The organism is uncultured Lactobacillus sp., assembly GCF_902491705.1.
Lineage (GTDB): Bacteria > Bacillota > Bacilli > Lactobacillales > Lactobacillaceae > Lactobacillus.
In genome coordinates this window covers 1-9,319 of sequence record NZ_CABUIW010000071.1, presented here as the reverse complement: position 1 = coordinate 9,319, position 9,319 = coordinate 1, and the positions used below count along the sequence as shown (strand labels likewise).

Annotated in this window: 11 protein-coding genes and 1 riboswitch; of the genes, 3 read left to right on the top strand and 8 right to left on the bottom strand. The window is 38.0% G+C overall.

Going from position 1 to position 9,319, the window contains the following annotated elements; genetic code table 11:
* Positions 1-81: 81 nt before the first annotated feature.
* The 4 genes from RDN22_RS10300 to RDN22_RS10285 all read right to left on the bottom strand — a co-directional run bounded on the left by RDN22_RS10300 (position 82) and on the right by RDN22_RS10285 (position 4,432).
* Entirely contained in the window at positions 82-1,017 is a 936-nt protein-coding gene (locus RDN22_RS10300) for a DUF805 domain-containing protein (RefSeq protein WP_308558007.1), read from the bottom strand.
* Positions 1,018-1,098: 81 nt separating this feature from the next.
* The gene (locus RDN22_RS10295; RefSeq protein WP_308558005.1) at positions 1,099-1,854 is read right to left on the bottom strand and encodes an amino acid ABC transporter ATP-binding protein; all 756 of its coding nucleotides are present in this window, start codon (positions 1,852-1,854) and stop codon (positions 1,099-1,101) included.
* A complete protein-coding gene (locus tag RDN22_RS10290) occupies positions 1,854-3,467 on the bottom strand; it encodes an ABC transporter substrate-binding protein/permease (protein WP_308558004.1) in 1,614 nt (537 codons plus the stop codon). The genes RDN22_RS10295 and RDN22_RS10290 overlap by 1 nt, the downstream gene beginning before the upstream one ends.
* 112 nt (positions 3,468-3,579) lie before the next feature.
* A riboswitch (Lysine riboswitch) is annotated at positions 3,580-3,752 on the bottom strand.
* Positions 3,753-3,799: 47 nt separating this feature from the next.
* Positions 3,800-4,432, bottom strand: a complete 633-nt coding sequence (locus tag RDN22_RS10285) for a DNA-3-methyladenine glycosylase (RefSeq protein ID WP_308558002.1) — start codon at positions 4,430-4,432, stop codon at positions 3,800-3,802.
* Between the two features lie 63 nt (positions 4,433-4,495).
* Here RDN22_RS10285 and RDN22_RS10280 point away from each other — a divergent pair, with 63 nt between their 5' ends.
* Entirely contained in the window at positions 4,496-4,855 is a 360-nt protein-coding gene (locus RDN22_RS10280) for a DUF488 family protein (RefSeq protein ID WP_308558000.1), read from the top strand.
* Between the two features lie 45 nt (positions 4,856-4,900).
* Entirely contained in the window at positions 4,901-5,116 is a 216-nt protein-coding gene (locus RDN22_RS10275) for a hypothetical protein (protein ID WP_308557998.1), read from the top strand.
* Between the two features lie 44 nt (positions 5,117-5,160).
* Here the strand turns inward: RDN22_RS10275 and RDN22_RS10270 are convergent, their stop codons facing one another.
* Genes RDN22_RS10270 through RDN22_RS10260 form a run of 3 tightly spaced genes read right to left on the bottom strand, consistent with a single transcriptional unit; the run spans position 5,161 to position 7,219 of the window.
* Complete coding sequence (locus RDN22_RS10270; protein ID WP_308557996.1) at positions 5,161-5,952, bottom strand: TerC family protein; 792 nt, start codon at positions 5,950-5,952, stop codon at positions 5,161-5,163.
* The gene (locus RDN22_RS10265; protein ID WP_308557994.1) at positions 5,939-6,457 is read right to left on the bottom strand and encodes a methylated-DNA--[protein]-cysteine S-methyltransferase; all 519 of its coding nucleotides are present in this window, start codon (positions 6,455-6,457) and stop codon (positions 5,939-5,941) included. The genes RDN22_RS10270 and RDN22_RS10265 overlap by 14 nt, the downstream gene beginning before the upstream one ends.
* A 60-nt stretch (positions 6,458-6,517) precedes the next feature.
* A complete protein-coding gene (locus RDN22_RS10260) occupies positions 6,518-7,219 on the bottom strand; it encodes an NAD-dependent protein deacylase (RefSeq protein WP_308557991.1) in 702 nt (233 codons plus the stop codon).
* Positions 7,220-7,308: 89 nt separating this feature from the next.
* On the opposite strand from RDN22_RS10260, the gene RDN22_RS10255 reads away from it, so the two are divergent.
* On the top strand, positions 7,309-7,788 hold the full coding sequence (locus RDN22_RS10255; RefSeq protein WP_308557989.1) for a hypothetical protein: 480 nt from the start codon (positions 7,309-7,311) through the stop codon (positions 7,786-7,788).
* Here RDN22_RS10255 and cls read toward each other — a convergent pair.
* Positions 7,783-9,240 carry a cardiolipin synthase gene (gene cls, locus RDN22_RS10250; RefSeq protein WP_308557987.1) on the bottom strand — a complete coding sequence of 486 codons (1,458 nt, stop codon included), beginning with the start codon at positions 9,238-9,240 and terminating at the stop codon, positions 7,783-7,785. The two genes, RDN22_RS10255 and cls, sit on opposite strands and share 6 nt — an antisense overlap.
* Between the last annotated feature and the right edge of the window lie 79 nt (positions 9,241-9,319).

Below are 9,319 nucleotides of genomic sequence, written 5' to 3'. Positions count from 1 at the left end.
TTGTTCTTTATTAAATTTAGTCATAATAAAAGACCCAAAAGTGTCTAACTTTTGGGTCTCACTTCAAAATGAGCTTTTTGTTTATCTAATGCGGTCGTCATCGTCAAATAGATAGCCATTCCATTTCACGTCTAACTTAGTTGTAGGGTGGAACAACAAAAAAGATAAGAATAAATTTCCAACATAAGGAATTACACTGATCCACCACCAGCCACCGTTAAAACCGGCATCGTGCAAACGGCGAATGGTATGACCAAGTTGTGCTAAAAATGCCCAGATAGCGGCCGCTAAGAAAATAATAAAAAGTACAATTAAGCAGATTGCTAAACCTCTATTACTTACGCCACTAGAATCAGCGATAACAACGCTGAATGGACTAAATAAAAAGATAGCAAGCAAATAGCCAGCGAAGGTACTGATTGTAAGAATGACTTGGCTGATAGCGGCTCCTACCCAGAATGAGGTTCTAGTAGATCTAGCGTTCCACTTAAAGCAGTCAAAGAAGTGTTCTTTTAAAATTTGACCAACAGTAGGAACAGGAACCTTTTCCTTTTGTCCTTCAGGATAATCTTGATCACTAAAGAGGTATGTACCCCACTTAACCTTTCTTTGAACAGAAGGTTGAAGTGCTAAATAGAATAAAAACATAGTGCCGTAGCCGGTAAATGAAGCCCAGTACCAATAGCCGCTGTAGTCAACATCGTGCAAGCGGCGGATTCTTTGACCTAAGCCAGCTAAGAATACCCATATGTAGACCACGATGGCAACAACAGCATCGATTACCCTAATACCTGGATTGATGTTTTCGTTGAAGGCATAGAGGCCAAGAATGATGCTTAAAATGGCGATGATGGTATTAATTAAAACACTCCACCAGTAAGACTTACGCGTGGTTCTTGCATTCCAGTTGAAGGGATGCAGATAAGTTTCATTTAAAATTTGGCCGAAGCTCTCTGCAGGGGGCTTAGGTAAATTTTCATCATATGACTTGATGAAGTAATATACTCTTTCATTCATAATTTTTCCTCCAATTTAATTTTTTATTAATTATAACCAAAAAAAGACGAGAAGTAATTAAACTTCTCGTCTTTTTGAATTTTAAAAGTCCATTTTTCTGAAGTTGCTCAAGAACTTTTGAGTCTTTTCATTCTTAGGGTGATCAAAGATTTGATCAGGTGAACCTTGTTCAGTAATTACACCGTCGCTGATGAAGAGAACACGGTCAGAAATACTCTTAGCAAAGCCCATTTCGTGAGTAACGATAACCATAGTCAAACCGGTTGTAGCTAGCTTTTGCATAACGTCTAGTACTTCACCAACCATTTCTGGGTCGAGGGCACTAGTTGGTTCGTCGAAGAGTAAAACTTCAGGATCCATTGAAATCGCACGAGCGATAGCTACACGCTGTTGTTGACCACCAGATAATTGTTGTGGCTTAGCCTTGATAAATGGGTCCATGCCAACCTTCTTTAGGTTTTCCATGGCGATCTTGCGAGCTTCATCTTTGGAACGCTTCAAAACTAATTCTTGACCGATCATGCAGTTTTCCAAGACATTCTTGTTTTCGAATAAGTCGAATTGTTGGAAAACCATACCGACCTTTGATCTAAAGGTATTGCGGTTGTAGCCGGGATGCAAGATGTTTTCACCGTGAAAATCGATCTCGCCACCGGTAGGTTCTTCAAGCAAGTTGATGCAACGAAGGGTAGTGGACTTACCACCACCGGAAGGACCGATAATAGTTACGATTTCACCTTTATTAATGTCAAAGGAAATATCCTTCAATACCTTGTGAGCCCCGTAGGACTTTTGCATATGCTTTAAACTTAAAATTACTTCGTTTGATTCAGTCATTAATTGTTTGCCTCCGCATCTTTTGGAGTACCAACTTGAACTTGGTTAGCCATCAAGTTGTAGTTCTTGTTACCTTCAAGTCTCTTTTCAATAAAGTTGAAGATTCTAGTAATAGTAAAGGTCAAAATTAAGTAGATTGCTGAAATCATTAAGTAAGTTGGGAAGAACTTGAATGATTGACTGGCAATAGTTGTACCAACGAAGAACAATTCTGAAACTGAGATAATACTCAATACTGAAGTATCCTTGATGTTAACGATAAATTCGTTGGTAATTGATGGTAAACAGTTTCTAATAGCTTGAGGTAAGATGATATGCCACATTCTTTGGTTGTGAGTCATACCAAGTGCACTAGCTGCTTCGAATTGACCTTCTGGAGTTGAAATAATACCACCACGGATAACTTCGGCCAAGTAGGCACCGGTGTTGATAGAAACGATAATCAAAGCTGCAACAGTTCTGTTCAAGTTTAGGTGCCAGAATTGAGCGATACCGTAGTAAATTACGGCTGCCTGAACCATCATTGGAGTACCACGGAAGATTTCAACATAAACAGATAATAACCACTTAACAAAGTTTAATGCCCAACGCTTGCCGCGAGTAGTTGGTGTTGGAATAGTACGAACGATACCAACAAGCAAACCGATGAAGAAACCAACAATAGTACCAACTAAAGCTAAAAGCAAGGTCATGCCGATACCTGACATAATCATGCCACCATATTGCTTCCAAGTAGTAACGAGCCAGTTTTCTTTCTTAGTTTCGTTACCAGCCTTAGGTTGTTCCTTAACGGCTTGTGACATTAATTGGTCACGCTTTTTGTTAGAAATAGTTCTTAAAGTAGCGTTAACTTCATTTAAAAGCTTAGTGTTGCCTTTCTTTACACCGATACTTGTAACAGAGTCATCGTGATCAACGTGGAAGCCTGCCATCTTGTTCAAGTTAATGGCAACAATGTTAGGGTTAACGTTGTGGTAACTTTCAAATTCAATATCTTCGGCAACATAACCGTCGATAGTACCGGATGCAAGACTTTGACGCATAGCTGAGAAGTCACGCATTGCAGGTTCTCTGTGAGCACCCTTTAATTGCTTGATTAAGCCGTAGTGCAAAGTACCTTGTTGAGCAGTTAACTTAGCGCCTTTAAAATCAGTTAATTTCTTAGCGTTTGAATATTTACTTGCTTTATTAGTGATAACAACGAAAGTACTTTTACGGTAAGGTTCTGAGAAGTTGATTGCCTTACGTCTTTCTGCAGTAGGTGACATACCAGCAATGATCAAGTCAATCTTGCCTGAAGTTAATGCTGGTAAAAGTCCATCCCATTGTGTCTTTTCAACGATAACCTTTTTATGAAGTCTCTTACCAATAATCTTGGCAATTTGAACATCATAACCATTAGCGTATGAGTTAGAACCATCGATTGGAACAGCACCATTGGACTTCTTAGGTTGAGTCCAGTTATATGGTGGATAGTTTGCTTCCATACCGATCTTTAATGTGCCGGAATCATTTTTAGCAGCTTGAGTCGAATTAGTGCTAAAGCTGAATCCGATAAATATACTGAGGAGCACCGTCATTAATGCGGCGATCCATCTAAATCTTGACTTCAATTGTAAAACCCCCGAAAAAATAGTTTTAACATAAAGCCAATACAATAAAGCGTAAATAAAAACCTCGCTGTTCCATGAATAGCGAGGTGTCATAATCATCAGTGTTTAAACCAAATCTTATAGCGCTCCCTGGGGACTAACCAGGACAGTCTATAGAATATTGTTCTATAGCCCAACAGATTAACACGCGAACATTAATCCATTTCGGCGGCAGTCCTAAGATAATCTTCATTGTCTTCGCGAACTCTGAATTATCTCGTGATTGTCGCAACCTCTATTGCATTGGAAAATTATTTAACTGATAAAAAGATTAAAAGAAAAACGAGAATTTGTCAAGCCCAACCGTTATTGTAAGCGAAATCTCTTTTCTTCATATCTGAAACATAGGGATTTCCTGCAACATAAAAGCGTAATTTTTTATTAGCCCAGACAGGATCAGATTGATTAATGCCTACGCGTTTATCTGCAGTTATTTCCTGGGCAATACGTTTATGTTGGTCATTTAAATCGATGGCAAAAGGTGAGTCAGACAGAAAATGCAGATTCCAATTTTTATCATGAATGCCAAAGGCTTGCATCATCTTGGCAGGACCGTTGGTAAGTAAGACGCCACTTTTGCCACTGCGATTCTTGACCATTGTGTCAATTCCCCAAATAGGTTCGATGGCACGAATTAAAACTCCTTGTGGCTCATCTTGTTTTTGACAGGCAATATTAAAGAAAAAATATTGACGCTGAGCATAGATATAAATTGTTCCACCTCGCCGATAAAGGCCTTCGTTTGCCGGACTGCGATGTCCACCATAAGCATGAGCTGCCCGATCGAGCTTTCCCATATATGCTTCTGCTTCAACGATATAGCCGCCGAGCTTTTCCTGACCATTATTAAAAATTAAAGGTCGCCCAATTAAATCGCAAGTAATCTCGTCAGTAGGCCGATTAGTAAAATATTCTGCGTAGTCCATATAATGCCTTCTTGTTTTAAGTATCTTTAGTAATACACTAAAAGAAGAAATGAGGAATTTCAAATGTCAGAAATTAAATTAGTTAGAATTTATGATCATGATCAGCCTGATGGGTATAGAATATTAGTAGACCGCATGTGGCCGCGAGGAATTAGTAAAATCAAGGCTGCATTAGATGAATGGGATAAACAAATTGCCCCAACGAATGATCTACGTAAGTGGTTCAATCATGAAGATGATAAATTTCCCGAATTTGAGAAACGATATATCGATGAACTTAACGCCAATGATTTAACACCTGATTTTATTAATACGGTAAAAGAAAAATTGAAGTCAGGAAATGTATTATTTTTATACGGAGCAAAAAATTTAAAACATAATCAAGCGGTTGTATTAAAAAAATATGTTGAAAATAAGTTATGAAATAATTTTCAACAAAGTTAGAGCATTGCTCTCAGGAGTTTTATAATGTATCACATTATTTTACCTATCGTTGGTATTTTATTACTTGTTGTCGGTGCATTTGCTTATCGTCGCACTCAAGGATATCTAAAATACAAGACTAGTAATAATGGAACTGCTACTACTGATAAGTATTGGGGCTTTGGCCTATGGGAAGGTTACATCGTTGCTGGAGTTTTAGCTTTTTTAGGTGTGATTTGCATAATCGTTTCATTTTTCTAAACTAAAAGAACCTATTCAGAACAGAATAGGCTCTTTTTTTAACTTTAAATATGTTTATGGCCATGCTTTTTAATGCGCCAGAAGTGGAAAATAATGGTTGCTCCCAATATTACAAATACAATGATTGCAAATGCAGTGTTAGGCATTTCCCATCTGAGTGGTGGCAGAGCTAAAAGTAATTTTAATGCAATAATGGCGATTAAAACATAAGCCATTGGCTGTAATTCTGGAATGATATCCATCAATTTGATGATGATTTCAGCTACACCTCTCATACAGAGGATACCGATCATCCCACCGATTAAAACAACTACTGGGTTATCTGAAATAGCCAATGCCGCAAGAACAGAGTCGATTGAAAAGACAATATCCATTGATTCAATCGAAATAACTGTCCGCCAGAAAAGAGAGAGGACATGTTTTTTCTTCTTCTTTTTTCCTTTATGACGTTTAGCTTCACGTTCTTCTTTCTCCTTTTCATGTTCAGCTGCTTGTTTAGGGTGGCGCTGATCGTAGAAGAACTTAAACGATAAGTAAAATAAGTAAATACTGCCGGCTAATTTGATTTCCCAGAAGTTGATCAAATAAGTACCAATCCCGATAACGATAAATCTAAAGAGATATGCTCCCCAAAGTCCATAGATCAGGGATTTTTCTTTTTCAGATTTAGTAGGCAATACTTGGGTTTGAGCTGCTAACACTACGGCATTATCAACTGAAAGTAGACACTCCATAATGATTAAAGTAAGAATAATCATCCAGTCTTTGCCGCTTGTTAGAACGTGCAACCAATTATTACCGTCGAAAAAGGGCGCGTACAGTTTAAGAATTGCCATGCAAATGACTCTTTTCTAATTCAATTAATCTAATTTTTTCTTTTTGTCCCAAACGATATGTTCCTACCTGGTTATTAGATAGGATAACTCTGTGGTCTGGGATAAAAATTAGTGCTGGGTTAAGAGCAACAGCATGTGCTACTGAGCGAGAAGAAGTTGCGTCAGGCAAGCTAGTTGCGACATCCCCATAGCTGACAGTCATTCCATAAGGTATTTGCTGCACAGCAGTTAACACTCTTCGTTGAAATTCAGTGCCAAAATCAGAAATATCGATTGGAACATCAAATTTCTTGCGTGTTCCAGCAAAGTATTCCTTTAATTGTTGAATATATGGTGCCATTTTTTGCGGATTACGCACGAGCATTCGGTGAGGGTAGAAACTGAAAATAGGCGAAACAGTTTCATCCCCTTTAAGCCCTACATATGTCAAACCGAACTCTGAAGCCGTTAAAAAATAAGTCCATGGCTCAATGGTAACGTAATCATAATAAAAAAACTCTGTCATGTTTTTCACCACCCATATTGCTTAAAATGTTGGTAGTCTAAGGATAACAAATCAACTATTTTAATTCAATTGCTTAAATGCATCGAGTGCGTCTCCAATGATTTGGGTTACACCAGGAGCAGGAATTTCTGTTTTATTGATTGAATAAATTTTTGCGTTTTCTTTGCGATAAGCTAATAATTGCGCAAATGGATAAACCACAAAGCTAGTGCCACTGATGATAATTAAGTCTGATTTTTGCATAACGTTAACAGATTTATTTAGCGTTTCAGGGTTAATTGATTCACCATAAAGCACGATGCCTGGGCGAATAATCCCGCCGCAATTATGGATGTAACTTTTAGCATATTCATCATAAGAAACGGGCTGATGATATTTGGTGCAATATATATTATATAAGTTACCATGGAATTCTGTTACATGCTTATTGCCAGCTTTTGTATCCAATCTATCAATATTTTGGGTGATTAAATCGCCTTTTTTATTGCAGATTTGTGCAATTTTTTCATGGATTAAATTTGGCTTGGCATCAGGGAAATACATGTTGTTCATCACGAAGTGATAGAAGAATTCTGGACGATTATATAAAGTGCTCTCACTTAAAATAGTCTCAGGACTTTCTTGTACGCCATTATAAATACCGTTTTTGGAGCGGTAATCGGGGATGCCGGAGTGTGTAGATACACCGGCTCCCGTTAAGAAGACAACATGTTTAGCATTATCTAAATCTTGCTGCAATTTGTTTAAATCATCATGATTCATTTTATTTGCCTCTCAAAAAGTTCCTATCTTTAATTATAGTTCAGGCTTTTGTTATAATAGAAAAAATAAATGTTGAGGAGAATTTTTTTATGACATACATGTCCTATTTTTATATCGTAGTTAATGTTTTAATGTTGGCTTATGCTTGTTACAGCTGGTATTGGCAAGCTAAGATCGAATTTCGCGGTCGTTATCGCGTCTCCTCAATTGTTTGGGCGGTCATCTTTATTTGGCTAGGCTTTACCTGGAACTATATTGAAAAGGGCGATCCAGGTTTGAACGTCTTCTTGGCCTTATTCTTATTAATCAGTATTGTCGACGGCTTTTCAGGCTTTAGCGCTAAGAAGTTAGTCATCTCAGGCTACTTCAAGCGGACTGTTAAATATGATGAAATTGCCAACGTCACTTTGATTGATATTCCAAGTGAAAAGAAGCCATTGCTCGTAGCTATTTTTAATACCAATACTAATAAGTCTTACATGATGCGTTTTCGCGCTCATGCTAATGATGTATTGCCAGCTATTCAAAAATACATTGGAGAAAATATTTCTGTTGAAGTCCAATCATAAGATTGGTGAAAGCATCCGAGAGAAACTTTGCAAGGTTCGCAACAAGCGACCTTGCTTTTTTATTTCTCTACGTGTAAGCAAGTGAGAATGCTTCATGTCTTCTTCAAAAACGTGTGCCATCTTGGTATTGAAGTCTTTATCGTAGAAGATGGCATTATCTTCAAAGTTCAAATCATAAGAACGATAATCTTGGTTCATTGAGCCAACACTAGAGAATTTATCATCAATAATGGTAGTTTTGGCATGCAAGAATCCATCTTCATAGATATAAATTTTGACGCCGCAGCGAGTTAACTCATTAGCGTACCATTGTGTAGCGCGATAGATGAATGGGTGGTCTGGCTTGCAAGGAATCATGATGCGAACATCGACCCCTGACATAGCGATTGTTTGCCATGCCGCAAAAACGGCGTCATCTGGTATCAGATAAGGAGTCTGAATCCACAATCTTTTTCTAGCAAGCAGCATCAAGCGCATCATACCGTTGCGCATATATGGAGTGTAACGATCGGGACCATCTGAAACGATTTGCGTAGCAATATCGCCTTGATGGATGTTAGTTTCATCAAGATCAGGAAATAGGGTGGAATTAAAACGAATGATTTGGTCTTGGCTTTTGACTGAAGCATTCCAATCCATGACGAAGCGTTCTTGCAAAAGTAGAGATGCAGAGCCAACGATGCGCACTTGACTGTCACGCCAATGGCCGAATTTCTTTTTCTTACCTAAGTATTGGTCACCGATATTGAAGCCACCTGTCCAAGAAATTTTACCGTCAATGACTACGATCTTTCGGTGCAAGTGGTAGTTGATTCTGTATCTGGTGATCATGTTTCTAGAAGTGATGAAAGGCAAGACTTCGCCGCCTGCATCCCGCAGCTGATCAAACCAAGCTTTGGTTGCACCCATTGAACCCCATGCGTCATAAATTACGCGTACTTTGACGCCTTGTTGTGCCTTTTTAATCAATAATTGCAAAACGCGGTTGCCAATGTTGTCACTATAAAAGGTATAGAACTCGATATTAATTGTTTCTTTAGCTCTAACAATGTCTTTAAGCATATCGTGAAAGAAAGTTTCGCCTTCTGTATATAGCTCAACATTATTATTTTTAGTTAAAGGAGACTCATTATCATGATTAAAAAAGTTGATGGCAATTTCTCCGGCGCTAGAAGTGTCAGAAGGACTGGCTACTTCAGGAGCTTGCTCGATTGATTTTTGCACATTTCGCAAGCCAATGTGCTTTTGTTTGTTGATGGCAAAAATATTTTCCTGGGAAATACCTCGCCCAAAGAAAGCATAGAGGGTAATACCAATTACTGGCAGAATAAGCAAAATAATTAGCCAAGCCCAAGTTGTAGAAACAGAACGTCTACGGTGGAAGACGATGTAGAAGGCTAAGATTGTATTAGTTATAAAGATAATTCTTAAAAAATCATGCCACCAAATCATTCTCTTCCTGCTATATAAAACATGGAAATATGTAGAAGCTTATGTATTTTCTACATACCAGAAAGATATATTTTTCCTT

Excerpts from the sequence above, each read along its gene's own strand:
- RDN22_RS10300 (WP_308558007.1), bottom strand. The coding sequence starts at position 1,017 with ATGAATGAAAGAGTATATTACTTCATCAAGTCATATGATGAAAATTTA.
- RDN22_RS10295 (WP_308558005.1), bottom strand. The coding sequence starts at position 1,854 with ATGACTGAATCAAACGAAGTAATTTTAAGTTTAAAGCATATGCAAAAG.
- RDN22_RS10285 (WP_308558002.1), bottom strand. The coding sequence starts at position 4,432 with ATGGACTACGCAGAATATTTTACTAATCGGCCTACTGACGAGATTACT.
- RDN22_RS10280 (WP_308558000.1), top strand. The coding sequence starts at position 4,496 with ATGTCAGAAATTAAATTAGTTAGAATTTATGATCATGATCAGCCTGAT.
- RDN22_RS10275 (WP_308557998.1), top strand. The coding sequence starts at position 4,901 with ATGTATCACATTATTTTACCTATCGTTGGTATTTTATTACTTGTTGTC.
- RDN22_RS10270 (WP_308557996.1), bottom strand. The coding sequence starts at position 5,952 with ATGGCAATTCTTAAACTGTACGCGCCCTTTTTCGACGGTAATAATTGG.
- RDN22_RS10265 (WP_308557994.1), bottom strand. The coding sequence starts at position 6,457 with ATGACAGAGTTTTTTTATTATGATTACGTTACCATTGAGCCATGGACT.
- RDN22_RS10260 (WP_308557991.1), bottom strand. The coding sequence starts at position 7,219 with ATGAATCATGATGATTTAAACAAATTGCAGCAAGATTTAGATAATGCT.
- RDN22_RS10255 (WP_308557989.1), top strand. The coding sequence starts at position 7,309 with ATGACATACATGTCCTATTTTTATATCGTAGTTAATGTTTTAATGTTG.
- cls (WP_308557987.1), bottom strand. The coding sequence starts at position 9,240 with ATGATTTGGTGGCATGATTTTTTAAGAATTATCTTTATAACTAATACA.